Genomic DNA, 19,783 nt, shown 5'->3' with positions numbered 1-19,783 from the left:
AGTTTCGATGATTACAGCCGGCCTGATTAAGCAATTGGCTGATCAGGCCGGATTCCTCGCCTGCGGAATCACCCACCCCGTTCTCCTAAACAATCACCGTCAGTCCCTTCTCGACTGGATTCAATCGGGTCATCATGCCGGAATGGATTATATGGAACGCCATGCCGACCTCCGTGAGGATATCCGGCTTTTGTTTCCTCCCATTCGGTCCGTGGTGGTTGTACTGTGGAATTACCTCACCGAGACCAGTTCGGATCCCCGGACAAACCTGGGCAAGATCAGCCGGTATGCAAGTGGTCCGGACTACCATTTCACCATGCGTGAGAAACTGGATTGGATGGCCAGCCGACTTAAAGAAACCGATTCCGGACTTGAATACCGGATTGCCATTGATTCTGCTCCTGTTTTCGAAAGGGAATATGCTCGGCTGGCGGGATTGGGCTGGATTGGTAAACATTCTCTGCTGCTTTCAAAACAAGGCTCCTGGTTTAACATCGGCTTGCTTTTACTGAACCGCGACCTTGAAGCAGATCAACCCTACCAAACCAATCATTGCGGCACCTGCAATGCCTGTATGAGTGCTTGCCCGACACAGGCCATCATCAAACCTGGCACCATCGATTCAAATCGCTGCATCTCCTATCAGACCATCGAGAATAAGCAGGAAACACTGCCGGACGGCTTTGATACGAACGGTTGGATCTGGGGGTGTGATATCTGCCAGGAAGTGTGTCCGTGGAATCAGAAGTTTGGCAATCAATTAAAGTCACCTGACCAGCCCGGTGAAGGAATCTGGAAAACAATGGATCTGCAGCATATTGAAAACCTGTCTTCATCCAGATTCCGAAAAACCTTCTCACAAACCCCCATGATCAGACGAGGAAAAAAAGGGTTTCTCAGAAATATCATCCACACCCGTAAGCAATAATCCGGATTGGTTGAGTTTCGGGGAATTACGACCTATTTTTAGAAACAAAACAGGGACAAGGTGTGCTCGAATTTTTACCGAAAAATCAAAGCCGGATCTTAGTGGTTGATGACCACGAATCGGTTTTGTCATTGTTGAAGGACTGTCTCGAAGAAGAAAACTACTTTGTGGAAACCGCTCAGGATGGGGAAGAAGCGCTGGTCAAAATCGGCCAGAAGAATCCCGATCTGGTCATTGTCGATATGATGATGCCACGTATGAATGGCTATGAGCTCTCCAAAGTTCTGAAAAGTAACCGCGATACACGGCTGATTCCGATCATCATGCTCACCGGCCTGTATGATTTTGATGCCAAAATCAAGGCCATCGATATCGGAGTGGATGATTTTCTCGGAAAGCCATTCAACCGGACCGAATTGATTACCAGAGTCAGGTCCCTGCTGAAAACCAAGTATTTCACCGACCAGCTTGAAAATGCAGAAACGGTGATTTTCTCTTTGGCCCGGGCGGTTGAAGCCAGAGATGAATATACAGAAGGACACTGCGACCGGTTAGCATACTACGGCCGGCTGCTTGCAGAACGCATCGGTTTGTCCACCCAGGAAATTGAAATTGTCATCCGTGGTGGTATTCTCCATGACATTGGCAAAATAGCCATCAGCGATTCAATCCTGCTGAAACCAGGGCGTCTTACCATTGAGGAATACGAGGTGATGAAGACTCACCCGGAAGAAGGCGAGAAAATCTGTTCTCCTCTGAAAACGCTTCAACCTGTTCTTGCCTGTATCAGACACCATCAGGAACGTTGGGATGGCTCAGGATACCCGGATAAACTGAAAGGTGAAGAAATTCCCCTGGTGGCAAGGGTCGTTTCAACCGTCGATTTTTACGATGCACTTACCACGGAAAGACCTTACCGGAAAGCACTTGACCGTCGGACCACCTTTGATATTATGCTGAAGGAAACTCAACAGGGAAGCTGGGATCCCCGCCTGATTCAGGAGTTTATCGATATGGTTACCGAAAAAAATCTGGATAATCAGGGCTGATGCCACGACTGATTATCAGACCCGATTTTGACGGTCTGGTTTGCGCGGTCTACCTGAAACACATCTTTCCCATCGAGTCCGTACTGTTCGCAGAACCAAAGGATATTCAGGATGGTTTGTTCCCGGTGCTGCCATCCGACATAATCGCAAACCTTCCTTATCATCCTGCGTGCTCCTGGTGGTTCGATCACCATGCATCCAATGACATTCCAGATGAATTCAGAGGGGTTTTTGAAGTGGCTCCCTCTGCAGCAGGTCTTATCTGGGAAGCCTTTAAATCCACCGTCCCTTCACTGAAACGCTTTAACGATCTGACCCGGGAAACCGATAAAATCGATGGTGCCTTACTGGACAGGGATGACATCCTTTCACCAAAAGACTATGTCCTGGTTTCCTTTACCGTTGTTCCTTCCCGGGAATCTACCGATTATGAGTATTGGAATCTCCTGATCGACTTGCTTGATTCGGGAAAACCTGAAACCTGCCTGCAAAATCAGGAAGTCATGAATCGGATTGCCTTTTTTCTGAACTCACAGGAAAAGTACCGGCAGGCGATTCTTGCTCATTCTTCCATGAAGGACCACCTCCTGATTACTGATTTTCGGAATGTGGATGACAGAGAGTGGATTTCGAACCGCTTTCTGCCTTTTGCCATGTTTGAACCGTGCAATATTCAGCTGCAATTGACCCGTGATCGGCTGAATCCCTCCCTTGTTAAAATCAGCCTTGGAAAAAGTATTCTGAACCGGTCTTCTAAGCTGCATGTGGGACGCCTACTTAAATCATTGGGTGGAGGCGGCCATGAAGGTGCTGGAAGCACCAGGGTCCCAGAAAACGAAGTTGATAAAACCGTGGACCTTCTGGTTAGCCAGATTTTACCCCCATCTTCAATTGACTGATCCGGTGCTTTTCCGGATATTCGCGGAACCCAACTACAGAACTCACAGTTTATTCTTTTGAAAAACCGGAATCGGGCATGAACAAAACCGTAAACATCGACCAGCGCCTCACTTTCAGCGAGAAAATCTACCTGCCTGAAATCATCAAGGGAATGTGGTATACGTTCCGTCAGATGTTTGAACCGGTAGTCACCCTCCGGTATCCTGAAGAAAAATGGATTGCCCCTCCTGTTTTCAGAGGCCGTCCCGTGCTCGTAGAGAAAGAAGATGGTACTGAACGCTGTGTGGCCTGCGGGCTTTGCTCCCGTGCCTGCCCACCTCTGGCCATTTATGTGGAAGCCGATGAAACCAGCCGCAATCAGGAACGGTTTCCAAAGGTCTTCGAAATCGATATGCTCCGCTGCATCTTCTGCGGTTATTGTGAAGAAGTGTGTCCCGAAGAAGCCATTGTCATGAGCAAAGAATATGACATTGTGTTCAATAACCGGGACTCTGCCATTTTCGGCAAGGAGAAACTCATGACACCAGCCTCCGATCTGAAAGATCGTCTCGAGTTTCTCCATCACTATAAGAATCCGGAAGAAAAATCAAAGGTTATTTCACCGACCCCGGTTAACTGATAGCCATCAGTTGTCTCTCCGCAAACCAGTGGTAACAAAACCGTTGCCACTTTCCATGCATTCATCCGACTCCATCCGGCAAGGGTTGAAGATTTCGACGCTTGAAGGTGTTCTTGCAAATTTCCAGTATTTATTGCTGCAGAATGCCTGGCTGATGGGACTTGGTTTCCTGTTCGGACTATCAGAAACAACCGTTTCCATCCTCTCAAGCTTTTCCTTCCTGTTTCAGATTTTTTATTTCGTGAATGTCTGGATTCTGAACAGGGGCATTGACCGTAAAAAATGGGTGATGGTTCTCGCCTTGCTGGCACGGTCACTGTGGCTCATCCCAATCGGGGTTCTGTTGTTTGGAAATCCGGCTTCGATGGGTTGGCTGTTTGTCCTCATTTTCACTTCCTATTTTATTCTGGATAAGCTCCTTGCACATGGCTGGAACAGTTGGATGAGCGATCTGGTTGTCCCGGGTGTAAGAGGTAAGTATTTCGGATTCCGGCAGGGAATTACAGCAATGGTGTCTGCAGCTTACCATGTGCTGATTGGCTGGACTCTCGACCGGTTTACTTCCAATGGCGATTTGTCCGCAGGCTATGCCACTCTGCTTGCCATCAGCGTGCTTTTTGGCCTGATAACGGTTTTTCTGTTTTCCAGGCAAACCCATCGGGAACAACCGGAAACGAGCAGGGAGCCCCTCAATTTAGCCAGTATCAGAATGGTACTGGCCGATCGCCCGTTTATGAAAACGGTTTTTGTGTCTTCGACCGGACTGTTATCCGTCGGGATGGTCATTATGATTATTCCGATTTATATGGTTGAGGAGCAAAAAATTTCCTATTCAACCTTCGCATGGTATCAATCCCTGATTTTGGGTATCGGCATCATTTCCTACCAAATTTTCGGTCGGATATTGGATCGTTTCGGAGTCCATGTGAGCCTTTTATCCTCATTGAGTGGATTGCTGACTTCATCCTTTCTCTGGCTATTCATCAACCAATCAACGCTGTGGCTGTTTTTTCTTGATGCGGTGGTGATCGGCGTTTGTTACAGCGGTTTTCTGCTGACCAATGCTACCATCAGTCTGGGAAAGCCGTCTGAACCTTTCAGGAACATCAGGATTGCAGTTTATGCAACCACATCCGGTCTGGCCTATTTTCTGGGAACCTGGCTCGGGGGCGCTGTCACCGAATCCTGGAGCCCTGACAGGGAATCCAATATTCTGTTGGTTTTTACCATCACCATCCTCATTCGTATTTTTGCAGTTATTGCTTCGGCCGCACATCTTATTCAATTATCCCGCAAACGGAACTCCCTATGAGTCACTCAGTCTTTACAGAACCCGAAATCACCCCGGAACTGGTTAAAAAACACGGTTTAACCGATGAAGAATACCAAAAAATTCTCTCCATTCTGGGAAGAACGCCAAGCTTTACTGAGCTTGGAATTTTTTCGGTCATGTGGTCCGAACACTGCAGTTACAAAAATTCGATTCTGGAGATAAAAAAACTTCCAAGAAGCGGTGGAAGGTTATTGGTTGATGCCGGTGAGGAAAATGCCGGATTGGTTGATATTGGTGATAACCTTGCCGTGGCCTTTAAAATTGAAAGCCACAACCATCCCAGCGCGGTAGAACCGGTCCAGGGAGCAGCAACTGGTGTCGGTGGAATTCACCGTGATATTTTTACCATGGGAGCACGGCCCATCGCATCGCTTAACTCTCTTCGTTTTGGGAATCCGGATCATCCGCGGACCCGCTTTCTTCTCGAAGGGGTGGTTAAGGGAATCAGCATGTACGGTAACTCCTTTGGTGTGCCTACCGTTGCTGGTGAAGTTTATTTTGAAGACTGTTACCAGGGAAATCCGCTTGTAAATGCCATGTCGGTCGGAATTGTCGAGAAAGGGAAAACCGCCAGCGCCATCGCACGCGGTGAAGGAAATCCGGTTCTTATCGTCGGTTCGGCGACCGGTCGGGATGGAATTCATGGCGCCACCTTCGCCTCTGAGGAAATTTCTGAAGAGTCAGACGCGAAACGTCCCAGTGTTCAGGTAGGCGATCCTTTTACCGAGAAATTGCTTCTCGAGGCTACTCTGGAGGCCATAGCTACCGGCAATGTCATCGGAATTCAGGATATGGGGGCTGCCGGGATTTCCTGCTCAACCTCCGAAATGAGCGCAAAGGGCTCGGTTGGCATGAAAATAGATCTGGATAAAGTGCCTGCCAGAGAGTCCCACATGACTGCTTACGAACTGATGCTGAGCGAATCACAGGAACGAATGCTGATCGTTGCTGAAAAGGGCAGGGAAGATTCGATTATTCAGATTTTCGACAAGTGGGACCTCCACGCGGTTATCATTGGCGAGGTAACGAATACCGGTCGCATTGAAATCTACAGGGATGGAACGAAAAAAGCAGATATTCCGGCTCACTCACTCGTGTTGGGAGGCGGAGCTCCGGTTTATGTCCGCGAAAGAAAACGTCCGGAGTGGCTCGATACCATCCAGAAAGCCGACCTCTCTGGTTACAAACTGAACGATTTCAGTAAGGAGGCCCTTCAGTTACTCGAAAGTCCGAATCTGGCATCCAGAAAATGGATATTTGACCAGTATGACTCTATGGTCCGGACAAATACAATGACCGAAATCGGAACCACTGATGCCTCAGTGATCCGGATTAAGGGAACCCGAAAAGCTCTTTCCGTTAAAACTGACTGTAATGGCCGTTATGTCTTTCTCAATCCAAGAAAAGGCGGTCAGATTGCAGTTGCCGAAGCCGCAAGAAATGTGGTTTGCACAGGTGCACGCCCCCTGGCCATAACCAATTGCCTGAACTTCGGTAACCCATATAAACCAGAGGTTTACTATCAGTTCTCAGAGGCCCTGGCTGGTATGGGTGAAGCATGCAGGGTATTTGATACACCGGTAACCGGCGGCAACGTGAGTTTCTATAATGAAAGTCCTGAAGCCGCTGTGTACCCGACACCGACCATCGGCATGTTGGGGCTGATCGAAAATGTCGAGGCCACTCCGCCAATGACTCTTGCATTGAAGAAAGAAGGAAATGTCTTATTCCAGGTTGGAAGGCCACAGGCCTCCATCACCGGAAGCGAGTACCTGAAAGTGGTACATAGAGTTGTGGCGGGTGATGCGCCTCATATCAACCTTCAGGAAGAAAAGAAACTGCATGAGACCTTGCTCGAAGCCATAGCAGCAGGTCTGATTCAATCGGCACATGACGTCTCTGATGGTGGTTTGTTTATGTGTCTTGCCGATATGTTCATTAACCGTCAAACCGGATCACTCGGACTCGAGAGTCAACAAGGTACGATGGAGCCGGCTACCTTTTGGTTCAGCGAGGATCAGGGCAGGGTGGTGATTGAGGTAACTCCTGCTCAGGCAGATTCAGTCCGAAGCTTTTTTATCGAGCACAATGTGCCTTGTATGGAAATCGGAAAAGTGACCGGGAATGGTATGTGGCGTGCAGGAGAAACTGAATTCAGTTGGGAAGAAATTGCGGATCCATACTACAATAGAATCCGCAATTTGTATAACCGGTGAATTACTTTACATAATCAGGAAAAATATCCTGGTTTCAGAAATGGAACCCGTTTACCTGCTTTTGCATCAATCATCAGCTTATCAACGGTTTCGCGTTCAAGCATGGTCTTGATGCTTTCCCTGATCGGATACCACTCATCATGGAAAGGACATGGGTGTTCACGATCGCATTTTGGGAAGCCAGCCACACAGTGATTTATCAATTCAGTCCCATCGATGGCTTCCACAATCATCAGGGCGGTAATCTGATTGGGAGAATCTATCAGAGAGAAGCCACCATTGGGTCCCTTCTGACTGTCCAGCAATCCAGCCTTCGCCAACTTCTGGAGGATCTTGCCCAGAAAGTGTTTTGGAATATTTACTTTTTCAGCAATATCCTTTAATAATACCATCTGCCGGGGAGGCTGCATGGCAATATACATAACCGCCTGAAGTGCATACTCACAGGACCGGGAAAAAACAACCGACATAATCAGTTCCTATCATTTGTTTGGTGGACTTAAATAATAAAAAATACAATAAAATCCAAAAATACGATTTTACATTGGTCCGCTGAATACCATATAATATATATTATGTAAAGTATGAATAAGCCGGAAAATCCGGCATTATTACTTGACGTATTTCCCGACTGCTTTACCAAGGTCCTCTTCTGAGAATGGTTTTGTCAGGTAATCATTGGCTCCTTGTTTCATTCCCCAGAATTTATCACTGTCCTGATCCTTGCTGGTAAGCATGATGATCGGCGTTTTCTCAAATCCAGGCGTCTTTCGAAGATCACGAAGCAATTCAAATCCGTTTCGGTTGGGCATGACCACATCCAGAACGATGCAATCCGGCTTTTCTTTCAGAGCCACGGCCTCTCCTTCAATACCGTCCCCTGCTTCCACGGTCTGATGTCCCAGTCCCTGCAGATAGGAGACTATTACTTTACGGTTTGTTATGCTATCTTCGACCACAAGAATTTTAGCCATGTATTCTCCGGTTAATCTGTATTTGATCTGAGTGATTCTGACAATGTTAGTAAACCAATGACACTTATTCAAGGACTCGTTGTCCGGTCGGTCGGCAGCCAATATTCGATCCGTACCAATGAAGGCATTCTACATGCCCAGTTACGTGGAAAATTACGTCTGCTGGAAAGCTCCAGCACCAACCCTGTGGTGGTTGGCGATTGGGTTGACCTCGATAATGATGAGGTACTTACCATCTCGGCGGTCCATGACCGCAAGAATAAATTCAGCAGAAAGGCGATTGGAAATGAAAACCAGGAACAACTCCTGGCTGCAAATATTGATCAGTTAGTCATTGTCAGTTCAGTTAAGAGTCCGACCATACGCTACCAGTTTATTGATCGCTGTATGGTCAGTGCTGAAGCATTCCGCATCCCGGTTCATCTGATTTTCACCAAAACAGATCTGGTTAAGAACCTGCAGGACCTTCAAGATGAAATTGAGGACAGCTACCTTCAGTCTGCCGATTCCATTCATCTGGTAAACCTTGTGTCCTCTCCCCTGCCAATTTCCATTAAAAACCTTTTTGAAGGAAGAATGAGCCTGCTGACGGGATTGAGTGGCGTGGGAAAATCGACGCTCATCAAACAACTGATCCCGGAAAGCAAAGTAAAAATTGGTATTACCTCGGTTAAATGGGATCAGGGCAAGCATACCACCAGTTTTGCTGAACTTCATGAAGTGGCCCCAGGAACCGATATTATTGATACGCCTGGATTGCGTGAATTTGCCCTGCACGATGTTGAAGCCTGGGAACTCAGCCATTTCTTCAGAGAAATGGTTCCTTATCTCGATGGTTGTAAATATTCCAAATGCAGCCATACCCATGAACCGGTATGTGCTGTCAAAGCAGCCGTTGAAAATGGTGAGATTTCGGTGAGACGATATGAAAGTTATCTTCTGATTTATGAAGATCTGCTGTCAAAAGAGGATTGACTGATCAGGCCAGTGTAAAGTACTCTTTGGATTCCACAAAGACGGAGCGGATCATACCGATCAGTATCAACCGACCCAGGCGCCGTGAGGTTTCTTCCTCTGACAATCCACTCAGAAGAACAAACTTATCAAACCGGATAGTCCCGTACTGCCGCAGATAATCAAACAAGAGCCTTTCTGCATCTCCATAATCAATGCTGACACCTGGTGATTTACTCTGACGCATCACTGAAATCTGTACCGGACTGGCTTCAATGGTCTTACTTCCAAGTCTGATAAACGCAGGCCCCGGACCAGTGGACCGATCCAGAAGATAGTGGGGTTTATTGGTGCTCTCAGGGACATTGATCAGTATGATATACTTACCATCCAGTTTCAGGGATGATATGGTACAATTCACCGCAGGGAAACAGTCCTGAGCAGCCATTTTCCTGATTGTGTCAGCCGGGTATTTTTCATCATCCACCCCATAGATCCGACCATTGTCATCTACTCCGACAATGAGCATTCCACCAATGGTGTTTGCAAACGCAATGATGCTTTTTGCGATTTTGCGGGTATGGTTTATTTTTCGCTTGAATTCAAGACTGACCCCCTCTCCCTGCTGTATCAACCGGGAGAGAGTGGCTTCGGACAGGTTCATGAAAGGAAAGGATTCAGAGGCTTTCTTTAAAGCGGACGGAATTCATAATCACATTGATCAGATCCGCTTCTTTTTCGGTCAGACTGCCATTCGGATATTCCACAAAAGTTGAAATGATCCGTTCATTTTTCTGAATGAAAAGAGTGGCAACCTCTTTGTCTCTGAAATGGTACTTGGCAAGGTAGGATTGATCTCCGCCGAGAGATTGAAGCCGTTGGGCCGGAATTTTAGTATAGTTCCCTAAAAGCTGATTCTTTCCGTAAGAGGAGGCTTCATAAATGTTGGCCCAGAATTGGAGGGAATCCACACTGGCGGTCAGTTGATTGATTGTCAGGATAATTTTATCGTTGGGGCTGCGGTATGAAATGACAGTGCCCTTAAACTTTTCAGAACCCAACCAGCTATCCGGAACCTGGAACTGGCACACCATGGTATCCTTCTGCACGGTCTTGAACACCTCATCATACTCGTTCAGGGATTGTTCAAGAAGAGCCTTTACCGGATTGACTCTCGGATCGGTGGTAAGGGCAGGCTTTGAATCAAAAGTCCAGGGCGCACCTGGTTCAATCAATTTCCGGGTTGCCACAGTTGAGTTCATGCCAGCGGAAGCGGTCAGATTTTTGAGATCGGCAATAAAAAGGGTCAATCGGATCTGTCGTTCTCTGAGATAATCCGTTTCCCGCTGGGCAGAATCGAGTGCGGGGATGGCCAATTCCGAACTGCGCAGCAGAGAATCTGCTTCAAGAACCATACCACGCGCCAACTGAAGTTTTTCCTGGTTACTCAATGACTGTGTTGTGGTGTCCTCTCCCTGAATAATCCTAAGTGCAAGAATCAACTTGTTGTCGGTATCATCCTGTAATTTTGAAACAGGTGAGTGGGCATCGGATGATCTTACCAGATACAATTTTGAAACAGACTGAAACTGTTGGATTTCTGTCTTATTCGCCTTTGTGTAATCGTCATCACGGGGCAATAACTCGATGCGGAGCCTCAGTACAGAAAGTACAGAGTCTGCTTCTTTAATTAAGGTTCTGAGATCTTTTTGCGGGATGGGTTCACCAGTTGCGGTGGTGTCTACCGGAATAGGAACCCCCGACAGCATGCGGTCTATGAGACCCAGTTTTTCTTTGGCGATTCTGAGACCATTGTTGATTTGTGGACGAAGTGTGTCTACTTCGGTAGGAACAACTGTAGTGGTTATCGGCGACTCGGTCTCTTGTGCAGAGAGCGTAATCGTGGAAATCAGAAGAATAAAAACGGATAAAACAAACAATCTGAACATTCAGTTGCCCTTTAAAAAAGGTGTCAGGGGATTAAGAGATTGTAATTATTAAATTTACAACCTTCTGAGGCTTAAATCAATTTCCCCAATCCTCATCCTTGGCAGACCGGGTCATGAGGGCCTTGACCACTTCCCTGGGAGATTGGTTTTCGAACAGGATCTGGTAAACTGCTTCGGTTATCGGCATTTCAATTCCCAGTTTTTTAGCAAGACCATAGGCTGACCGGGTTGTATTCACTCCTTCAGCCACCATGATCATACTATCCAAAACCTCCTTCAGTGTCTTCCCTTTTCCTATCTGCTCTCCAACATGCCTGTTTCTGGAATGTCGGGACATACAGGTAACGATCAGATCACCAATTCCGGTCAGACCTGCGAACGTTTCTTTTTGTGCCCCAAGCGCAATACCAAGTCGTGTTATTTCATGCATGCCCCTGGTCATCAGGGCTGCTTTGGCATTATCACCAAATCCGATACCATCCGAGATTCCGGCCGCAATGGCCATCACATTCTTAACCGATCCTCCGATTTCGACGCCTAGAAGATCAGAATTTGAATATACTCTGAACCGTGGTGTGGTAAAATAATCCCGGATCTTTCTGGATGTTTCAAGATCACGGCTTGCGGCAACAATGGTGGTAGGAAGTCCCCTGCTTACTTCTTCTGCATGTGAAGGTCCGTAAAGTGCTGAGATTCTGGAGTCGGGTATTTCGGGGAGAACTGAACGGATTACCTGCGACATGGTCAGAAAGGTGTCCATCTCAATTCCTTTGGCCACATTACACAGTATCACCCGATCAGACAATTTTCCTTTGAGTTGTGAACTCAGGCTTCTGATGGTATGGGACGGTGTGGCCAGAACAATCATCTCTGCATCCTGAACTGCACTTTCAAGGGATGTGGCAATTTCCAATTGCGCAGGAAAGGTTACGTCTGAACCGAGGTAACGCTCATTTTTACGAGTGGTCCTCAGTTCTTCTGCCCATTCTGTGTTTCGTTCCCACAGCTGAACTTCATATCCCTTTTCCGCCAGCAGAATGGCCAGACTGGTTCCCCAGGAACCAGCACCCAATACAGTAAGCTTTGCCCGGTTGGTTGAATCAGTCACTGGCTTCCCCCCTTCAGGTTTGAAATCCGGTTCTCGGTGCCTTTAATCAGTCTGCTGATATTGGAGCGATGAGTGAAAATGATTAATGCTGCCAGAAGAACGGTTATTGAAATCAGGATAGGATCAACCGATTCAGCGAGGAAAAATCGCTGAAATAATAAAGTGGATGGTATGGAAATGGCAGCAATCATTGAACCAAGACTGACATACCGGGTCAAAAGGAAAACAGTAAAGAAGACAATCAGGCCAACTGTTGCTGCCAGAGGAATCAGTCCGAACAGAAATCCTGCGGCCGTTCCAACCCCTTTACCTCCTTTGAATCCTGCAAATACGGTCCAGATATGGCCTATAATGGCAAAGGTTCCTGCTACGATTTTCAGAATGGTGTCACTGAGTTCGGGTGTTCCCCCTCCAAGAGAAATCTGAGAAAGAAATACTGTGGCAACCAGTCCCTTTAGCATATCAACGAGCATGACAAACACGCCCAGTTTCCAGCCAAGCACCCGGAATACGTTGGTGCCCCCGGCATTTCCACTGCCGTGTTGCCGGATATCTATTCCTCTGGACCACTTTCCTACAAGGATAGCGGTGGGAAATGACCCCAGCAGGTAAGCCAGAATTGCGATAATTGCCAATGTTGCCATGGTGGTTCTCTCTTGTCTGGTTTATTTTTTTGTAATCTGGCCAATCCGCAATACTTTTTCTCCCACGCTTTCAAGATGGGATTGAACGCGACCGGCATTTTGCGGATCAACAATCAGCACAAGACCGATTCCAAGGTTCATGGTACGGCGCATGTCCTCCTCCGGTACCGATCCCAACTCCTGAATCACTTTAAACAGAACAGGACGCTCCCAGGAATTCCAATTCACATCCAGATCCAGTGTATCCGGAATCACCCGGCGTGTATTGGCAATCAGCCCGCCACCAGTGATATGACTCATTCCATTGATCAGTTTTTGTTCGACAAGCGGGAAAACGGAATGGAAGTAGCTACGGTGAACAGCCAGTAGTGCCTCGCCGTATGAAGTGCCCAACTCGGGAGCATAATCGGTAAATTCATGTTTTTTCAAAACCACCCGACGGGCCAGGCTGTACCCATTGGTATGCAATCCGGTTGATGGGATTGCAAGCATGACATCCCCTTCTTTGACCCGCTCCCTTTTCAGAAGAAGCTGCTTTTCAGCAAGACCCACGATGGTGCCGGCGAGATCGTAATCTTCACCGTCATAAATGCCTGGCATTTCGGCGGTTTCTCCGCCGATCAGTGCACACCCATTTTCCTTACAGGCGGTGGCCATGCCTGCAATAACCGATTCGGCTGTCTGCGGAACCAGTTTTCCTGTGGAAAAATAGTCAAGAAAAAAGAGTGGCTTTGCACCACAAACCAAAATATCATTGACACAATGGTTAACCAGATCCTGTCCAATGGTGGAGTGAATCCCCATGGCCTGAGCCACTTTTAATTTAGTGCCCACACCATCGACCGAAGATACAAGAACAGGTTCATGATACCCCTGAAAACGGGCATCAAACAAGGCCCCGAAACTTCCAAGATCACTCAGGACTGATGGAGTGAAAGTTTTCTTTACATGCGGTTTGATCCGCTCTACTGTTTCTTCGCCGGCATCAATATCCACACCGGCCATTTTATAGGTTATCGGTTCACCAGTTTGTTTAGTCACGTTGCATCGCCAGAATTATTTCATGCTGTTTAGCGGTGATATAACCAAGTTCAATCATGATATCACCAAGGAATCCTTTTACCTTCTTTTGAAAGGCCAATGCCCTTTCAATGTCGGATTCAGTTGCAAATCCGTTCAGGACTGCCAACTCACCAATACGCTTGCCCTGATTATCGGGAAGTTTATGTAAATGATTCAGATCATATTGCTGTTCAAGAGTAATGATACCCATATCAACCAGTACTTTGCCAAGCAGAGTGTCACTGGTTTTCTGGTACTCAAGCGCCGTTCTGATCTGTTCTTCGGTTGCAAAACCTTCTTCCAACACCAACTCACCATACTTTTTCATCAGTCACTCCTTACTTCACAACAAGATTAAGCAATTTGTTTGCAACGAAAACCGACTTGATCAGCTGGGTACCGGTCAGAAATCTTGCGATTGTTTCATCAGCCTCAGCGATGAGCCGGACCTGGTTTTCATCAGCGTCCCGATTCACCTCTACCCGACCACGCAATTTCCCATTGATCTGAACGACAATCGTAACAGTGTCCGTTTTGGTGGCTTCAGGGTGAAAAGATGGCCACGAACGATCAAAAACGGACCCATCCAATCCAATCTGATTTAACAACTCTTCAGCCAGATGTGGCGCAATGGGAGAGAAAATTTCAAGATACCTGACCACACAATGCTTCAGCAACCCGGGATACCGATCCTTCTCTTCCCACTTATAAAACTCATTCATCAGCTCCATGAGGGAGGCAACAGCAGTATTGAATTTGAATTCGGACAAATCAATACCAACCTTCTCAATGATCTGATGGGTGCGCTGGTATATGAATTTGCCGGAACCCGTCAGGGATTCCAGATTAAACTGACTGATCAATGGAGCAGAAACCAGCTGATCCTGATGATCCATTACGAAATTGTAAATGCGATTCAGAAAACGGTTGGCTCCGGCAACCCCTTCGTTGGTCCATTCAAAATCCCGCTCGGGAGGGGCTGCGAAAAGGATCATGACACGACCTGTGTCGGCACCCCACTCACGAACAAAATCACCAACAGGAACCACATTTCCCTTGGATTTTGACATTTTTTCAACTTTACCAGTTTTCGTTGAAAACATGGTAACCATTCCCTGGGTGAACAGATTAGCAAAGGGTTCTGAAAAATTGACCAATCCGGCTTTTTTCAGTGCTTTGGTAAAAAACCGGGAATACAGCAAATGAAGTACTGCATGTTCTGCACCCCCGATATACTGATCCACGGGTAACCAGGTATTCACTTTCGTAGAGTCAAAAACCTGTTTGTCATTTAGATTATCGGCGTATCTCAGATAATACCATGAACTGCACATAAAGGTATCCATGGTATCGGGATCCCGTTTGGCCGGACCCTGGCAGGAGGGACATTTTGTGTGAATCCAGCTGTCTGCAGTTTCAAGGGGAGTTTTTCCCTGGGGCTTTAACTGTACCAACGATTCATCCGGTAACCGGACCGGCAGGGTGGGATCTTTCACCACCCCACAAGACGGACAATGAATCATTGGGATAGGGGCGCCCCAATATCGCTGCCTGGAAATCAACCAATCCCGTAAACGGTAATTGATGGTTTCCCGTCCAAGCCCTTTTTCTGTTACCACTTTGGAAATAACCGCTTTAAAGGAATCAGAATCCATTCCTGAATATGACCCTGAGTTGATGACCATTCCAGGCTCGGTGTATGCAGCTTCAAGCGGTTTGGAAGCTGTTTGTCCTTTTTCGCTGATTACTTCAATTATTGGAAGATGATACTTTTTGGCAAACTCAAAATCCCGGTCATCATGAGCCGGAACTCCCATTACAATCCCTGTTCCATACGAGGCCAGCACATAATCGCCGATCCACAATGGAACAGACTCACCAGTTAAAGGGTGAATTACATCCACACCGGAATATATTCCCGATTTTTCCCCGGTTGATGTTCTTTCAATTTCTGACTTGGTCTTGGTAATCCTTTGATAGGATTCGATTTGTTCTCTGCGCTCTGCCGGAACCGTTTCCTTGATTTTTTCAACCAAAGGATGTTCAGGGGAGATGGTAACGAAGGTAACTCCATAAATGGTATCGGGCCGGGTAGTAAATACCACCAATGAAGCTTCCGGATTGCTCAGTTTAAAGGAAATTTCGAGACCTTTCGATTTCCCAATCCAGTCAAACTGCTGTTTTTTAACGTGTTCGGGCCAATGGGTCAGAAGTTGCAAATCATCAATCAACTCATCTGCAAAGGCAGTGATTTTCAGGAACCACTGTTCCAGATCCTTTTTGGTGACCGGGGTTCCGTGCCTGTAACAAACACCCTGCTCTACCTGTTCATTTGCTAAAACCGTCTGGCAGTCATTACACCAGTTAACAAGCGCTTTTTTCCGGTATGCCAAACCCATGTCAAAAAACAATTGGAAAAGTGCCTGTGTCCACCGGTAGTAATCTTCACGGCACGTCACCACTTCCCTGTCCCAATCATAACTTAAACCTAAAAGGGACATGGTTTTTTTATAGGTTTCTATATTCCGGTAGGTCCAACCAGCCGGACTTTCGCCTCGTTCGATGGCTGCGTTTTCTGCGGGAAGACCAAAAGCATCAAACCCCATCGGATGCAAAATATCGTATCCATGTAGCTTTTTGTACCGCGCAACCACATCGCCAATCACGTAATTTTTAAGATGCCCGACATGAAGATCCCCACTGGGATAAGGGAACATTTCAAGCACATAATATTTTTTACCGGGGGCTGAGGATGTTTTAAAAAAACCCTTTGTTTCCCAAATGTTCTGCCATTTGGGTTCAATCTCACGAAAATTATACTTAGTCATACTATACTTATGGATTCAATCTTCCCATCATCCGGGGGAACGGAATGGTTTCTCTGACATGGTGCAAGCCGCAGATCCAGGAAACCGTTCGTTCAACTCCCATTCCAAAACCAGCATGAGGCACTGACCCATACCTCCTCAGATCAAGATACCAGTCATAGGCGGCCTCAGGAAGACCATGGTGTCTGATTTTTTCCAATAACAGATCCAGGTTGTCTTCGCGCTGGGCTCCTCCGATAATTTCTCCATATCCCTCCGAGGCCAGCATATCCACACCCTTTGCCTTTGTAGGATCATTCTCATCCTGTTTCATATAAAAGGCTTTTACTTCTTTGGGCCATGTGTGTACCATTACCGGTTTATCAAAATTTTCACCGATGGCCGTTTCATCAGGAGCACCAAAATCATTCCCATACTCAAACTCCAATCCCTTGGAATGGATTATCCGTACGGCTTCATCATAGGATATCCGGGGGAATGGTCTGCGGATCGCCTCCAGCTTAGAGAGGTCACGTTCAAGTATGGCAAGTTCAGGAAGGCGGTTCTTCAAGACCTGCTGAACAATGTATTCAACAAATTCTTCCATCAGGTCCATATTCATATTCAGATCATAGTAGGCCATTTCGGGCTCCACCATCCAGAATTCGGTCAGGTGCCGACGTGTTTTTGACTTCTCGGCCCTGAAGGTCGGACCAAAAACATACACCTTACCGAAAGCCATGGCCCCTGCTTCCCCGTAAAGCTGCCCTGATTGTGTCAGGTAGGCAAATCCCTCATCAAAATAGGGGGTCTCGAATAAGGTGGTCGTCCCCTCCACTGAGTTCGGTGTAAAAATGGGAGCATCAAAAAGGGTGAAACCCCGATCATCAAAAAAGGTCCTGATGGAACGGATAATTTCATGACGGATTCTGAGAATCGCCCATTGACGCTGAGACCGGACCCACAAATGCCGTCTGTCAGCAAGAAACTCAACGCCATGTTCCTTTGGTGTGATCGGGTATTCGTGTGCAAGTTGATGAATACGGACTGATTGAACATCCAGTTCAAAACCGCCCGGTGATCGGGGCTCTGCCTTCACCACACCTGTAACAGAAACGCTGCTCTCCTGTGTAAGTGACTTTGCCTGTTCAAACTCACCCTCAGTGACGTTCTTAATAAAAACCACACACTGACATAACCCTGAACCATCCCGGAGGATGAGAAAAACAAGTTTACCGCTGTGTCTGCTGTTATAAAGCCAGCCATTCAACGTGACGGTCTGGCCAACATGATTTTTCAGTTGATCGATGGTTGTATTCATAAGAAAAATTTTGACCCTGAAAATACGGAATGCCCTAAGTACATACAATCAGACAAATAAAAAAGGGGTTGCTTGTGGCAACCCCTTTTCATATTACTTTATCGTCAGGTGCTTATTTCAGCATCATCATCTTACGGACTTTTACAAATCCATCAGTAATGACCCGGACGAAGTACTGACCGGAGGCAACCTGAACACCCGATCCGTTTTTGCCATCCCAACGGATATCATGGAATCCTGGTTTCAAGACATCATTCACAAGCGTCTTGACTTCCTGACCCATCACGTTGTAAACAATGATGGTAACTTTTTGTTCGCGTGGAACATCAAGAGGAATGGTGGTTGTCGGGTTGAACGGATTCGGATAATTGTAACCAAGTTCAAAGTCCTTGGGTGCTTCGTAGGCAATGCTCTCAAGGTCAAACGAGTATTCAGATCCATCATAGTCAATGCTAACCAGACGGTACTTGTAGGTCAGACCAACGGTTACCATTTTATCTGTGTACTTATAGATGGATTTGGATGAACTGGTTCCTTTACCTTCTACCGTGGTAACAGAAGCATACTCTTCTTCAACACCAGGCATAGAGATAGAGCGCTCAATTCTCCACATGGCATTGTTGGTTTCAGATTCTGTTTCCCAAAGAATTTCAACTCCACCGCGTTTGGTTACCAGTTCAGTTTTACCAAGTTCAACAGGCAAAGAGGACTCAGTGTCAGCGTTGGAAAGGAACCAGATACCGTTAAGTGAAGCAGGTGTCGGGCGTCCGGAAACACCATCGAAGGCCAATTCCGCATAACGATCTGCAGGATCTGCATCGAAAGCCGTATTTCCGTAAGGACCGTAGTAGGTGTAAGGAGAACCACTACCGGTTGCACGCCAGAAATTGAGCGTAGCATCAACGGTCTGGCCATTCTGATCATGAACACCATAGTGCTGGCGAACAGTCAGCGTGGTTGCAGTACCTGTTGCATTCACGATGTAATGTCTGATCATGGTCTGATTCTTAATCGGATCATGGAAATCATCCACCAGTTGAACGGTTGCACTGGTAACAGACCCACGGTCAACAAAATTCAGAATAAGATCATTTCCGAATGTATACGAACCGTTGGCTCCAATCGCCTGGGTTTCAGTAAATGTCCACCGGATGCGTCCGCGACCAAGACTTCCTGCGACATCATTTTCGAAACGTGCACCACCCATTGTTCCCTTGTAATTATTAAATACAAAGGCTCCGCTTCCACTGGTCGTCTGTGCATTGTAAGTCGGGCCAGTCTGGAAGGTTGTTCCGGTAAGGGTAACGGACTGATTGCTGTTCAGAGTCACGTAAGCAGTACCAGTACCATTCTGGAAGGTGGTCGTTGCAAAGTTATAGGCAGGATCAATGGTTGAACCTGTATTGAAGATCAGACCGTTACCGCCTGTCTGGTCAACTGTGGCAAACTGGAATCTACCAGTTGAACCGTTGTTGAAATTAACAGTGTAGTTTCCGGTTGTGCGCCGTGAAATCGTAGCACGATTCGAAGCACTTGATCCGACCAATTGGAAGGTACCATTAACGTTATTGGTTGTTCCGCCATAAAGATTCAGGAAGGAGCCTCCATCCACGTTCATGGTAGCACCCGAAGCGATGGTGAAGTTATCTGCAGCTGCATCACCAAAGTTGATGGTCTTTCCGTTTGCAAACAGCGTTCCGCTGGTCACAACCAGATTCCCATTCACGTTGATGTTTGACAGAAGGGTAACCTGACCCCCGCTTGATTTCGATATGTCAACATTATTGAATGTATTCGTAGAGGTGTTGGCATTCAGGTTAACCGTTCCTGAGCTTACAAAGTAAACAGTTCCGGTTCCTGCGTTGAAAGTACCTCCGGTGTTGGCCCAGTTACCATTTACATAGATATCCTGAGCGTTC

The 19,783-nt window shown here is 46.9% G+C and carries 18 protein-coding genes; 7 read left to right on the top strand and 11 right to left on the bottom strand.

Going from position 1 to position 19,783, the window contains the following annotated elements; translation table 11 throughout:
• Positions 1-7: 7 nt before the first annotated feature.
• From queG to purL, 6 genes are all read left to right on the top strand, one after another.
• Positions 8-928: a tRNA epoxyqueuosine(34) reductase QueG gene (gene queG / locus HUU10_00090; protein ID NUQ79981.1), complete on the top strand. Its 921-nt coding sequence runs from the start codon at positions 8-10 to the stop codon at positions 926-928.
• Between the two features lie 62 nt (positions 929-990).
• On the top strand, positions 991-1,977 hold the full coding sequence (locus HUU10_00085) for a response regulator (protein ID NUQ79980.1): 987 nt from the start codon (positions 991-993) through the stop codon (positions 1,975-1,977).
• Positions 1,977-2,876: a hypothetical protein gene (locus HUU10_00080; GenBank protein ID NUQ79979.1), complete on the top strand. Its 900-nt coding sequence runs from the start codon at positions 1,977-1,979 to the stop codon at positions 2,874-2,876. Before HUU10_00085 ends, HUU10_00080 begins: the two co-directional genes overlap by 1 nt.
• Positions 2,877-2,953: 77 nt before the next feature.
• Complete coding sequence (gene nuoI, locus HUU10_00075) at positions 2,954-3,496, top strand: NADH-quinone oxidoreductase subunit NuoI (GenBank protein ID NUQ79978.1); 543 nt, start codon at positions 2,954-2,956, stop codon at positions 3,494-3,496.
• Positions 3,497-3,539: 43 nt separating this feature from the next.
• On the top strand, positions 3,540-4,808 hold the full coding sequence (locus HUU10_00070; protein NUQ79977.1) for an MFS transporter: 1,269 nt from the start codon (positions 3,540-3,542) through the stop codon (positions 4,806-4,808).
• The gene (purL, locus tag HUU10_00065) at positions 4,805-7,045 is read left to right on the top strand and encodes a phosphoribosylformylglycinamidine synthase subunit PurL (GenBank protein NUQ79976.1); all 2,241 of its coding nucleotides are present in this window, start codon (positions 4,805-4,807) and stop codon (positions 7,043-7,045) included. Before HUU10_00070 ends, purL begins: the two co-directional genes overlap by 4 nt.
• A 14-nt stretch (positions 7,046-7,059) precedes the next feature.
• Here the strand turns inward: purL and HUU10_00060 are convergent, their stop codons facing one another.
• On the bottom strand, positions 7,060-7,515 hold the full coding sequence (locus tag HUU10_00060) for an Rrf2 family transcriptional regulator (GenBank protein NUQ79975.1): 456 nt from the start codon (positions 7,513-7,515) through the stop codon (positions 7,060-7,062).
• Between the two features lie 141 nt (positions 7,516-7,656).
• The gene (locus tag HUU10_00055) at positions 7,657-8,019 is read right to left on the bottom strand and encodes a response regulator (protein NUQ79974.1); all 363 of its coding nucleotides are present in this window, start codon (positions 8,017-8,019) and stop codon (positions 7,657-7,659) included.
• Between the two features lie 57 nt (positions 8,020-8,076).
• On the opposite strand from HUU10_00055, the gene rsgA reads away from it, so the two are divergent.
• Positions 8,077-8,994: a ribosome small subunit-dependent GTPase A gene (gene rsgA, locus HUU10_00050; protein ID NUQ79973.1), complete on the top strand. Its 918-nt coding sequence runs from the start codon at positions 8,077-8,079 to the stop codon at positions 8,992-8,994.
• Between the two features lie 4 nt (positions 8,995-8,998).
• Here the strand turns inward: rsgA and HUU10_00045 are convergent, their stop codons facing one another.
• The 9 genes from HUU10_00045 to HUU10_00005 form a co-directional block, all read right to left on the bottom strand.
• The gene (locus HUU10_00045; GenBank protein ID NUQ79972.1) at positions 8,999-9,637 is read right to left on the bottom strand and encodes an ATP-binding protein; all 639 of its coding nucleotides are present in this window, start codon (positions 9,635-9,637) and stop codon (positions 8,999-9,001) included.
• 13 nt (positions 9,638-9,650) lie between these two features.
• On the bottom strand, positions 9,651-10,922 hold the full coding sequence (locus tag HUU10_00040; protein ID NUQ79971.1) for a hypothetical protein: 1,272 nt from the start codon (positions 10,920-10,922) through the stop codon (positions 9,651-9,653).
• 76 nt (positions 10,923-10,998) lie between these two features.
• Positions 10,999-12,030 (bottom strand): NAD(P)H-dependent glycerol-3-phosphate dehydrogenase, encoded by a 1,032-nt coding sequence (locus HUU10_00035; protein ID NUQ79970.1) that lies wholly within the window; start codon positions 12,028-12,030, stop codon positions 10,999-11,001.
• On the bottom strand, positions 12,027-12,674 hold the full coding sequence (gene plsY / locus HUU10_00030; protein NUQ79969.1) for a glycerol-3-phosphate 1-O-acyltransferase PlsY: 648 nt from the start codon (positions 12,672-12,674) through the stop codon (positions 12,027-12,029). The genes HUU10_00035 and plsY overlap by 4 nt, the downstream gene beginning before the upstream one ends.
• A 21-nt stretch (positions 12,675-12,695) precedes the next feature.
• Positions 12,696-13,691: a phosphoribosylformylglycinamidine cyclo-ligase gene (locus tag HUU10_00025; GenBank protein NUQ79968.1), complete on the bottom strand. Its 996-nt coding sequence runs from the start codon at positions 13,689-13,691 to the stop codon at positions 12,696-12,698.
• Positions 13,692-13,707: 16 nt separating this feature from the next.
• Entirely contained in the window at positions 13,708-14,064 is a 357-nt protein-coding gene (locus HUU10_00020) for a hypothetical protein (GenBank protein NUQ79967.1), read from the bottom strand.
• Positions 14,065-14,074: 10 nt separating this feature from the next.
• Complete coding sequence (locus HUU10_00015; GenBank protein NUQ79966.1) at positions 14,075-16,564, bottom strand: leucine--tRNA ligase; 2,490 nt, start codon at positions 16,562-16,564, stop codon at positions 14,075-14,077.
• Positions 16,565-16,571: 7 nt separating this feature from the next.
• On the bottom strand, positions 16,572-17,864 hold the full coding sequence (gene asnS / locus HUU10_00010; protein NUQ79965.1) for an asparagine--tRNA ligase: 1,293 nt from the start codon (positions 17,862-17,864) through the stop codon (positions 16,572-16,574).
• A 112-nt stretch (positions 17,865-17,976) separates the two neighbouring features.
• Positions 17,977-19,783, bottom strand: a 1,807-nt coding sequence (locus tag HUU10_00005) for a T9SS type A sorting domain-containing protein (protein ID NUQ79964.1), incomplete at its 5' end; no start/stop codon positions are given.

The organism is Bacteroidota bacterium (assembly GCA_013360915.1).
GTDB lineage: Bacteria > Bacteroidota > JABWAT01 > JABWAT01 > JABWAT01 > JABWAT01.
The sequence above is the reverse complement of the archived record's forward strand: the minus strand, read 5'-3'. Positions and strand labels throughout refer to the sequence as shown.